Raw genomic sequence first — 207 nt, 5'->3', positions numbered from 1 at the left:
GGCGGCGGCAAAAACTGAGTGCAACACCTGACCTTTCCGGTACGGTGCTGCCCTATGTCTTATTCCGAACTCAGCGTTGCAGAGCGTGCCACCATTCAAGTTAGTCATGCCCAAGGCCTCAGCTTGCGCAGGATTGCCTGCTTGATCAACCGATCCCCTTCGACGGTCAGCCGAGAGATGCGCCGCAATCGAGATGCAGCTGGCAGC

Annotated in this window: 1 protein-coding gene; it reads left to right on the top strand. The window is 58.0% G+C overall.

Translation table 11 applies throughout. The annotated features are described in order from the left end of the window. Positions 1 to 54 precede the first annotated feature (54 nt). On the top strand, positions 55 to 207 hold a 153-nt coding region (locus tag H4J77_RS19720), incomplete at its 3' end, for a helix-turn-helix domain-containing protein (protein WP_182250172.1).

The organism is Pseudomonas sp. 5Ae-yellow, from assembly GCF_014077575.1.
Taxonomy (GTDB): domain Bacteria; phylum Pseudomonadota; class Gammaproteobacteria; order Pseudomonadales; family Pseudomonadaceae; genus Halopseudomonas; species Halopseudomonas neustonica.
Note: the sequence above shows the minus strand (reverse complement) of the source record. Positions and strands in the feature narration are given on the sequence as shown.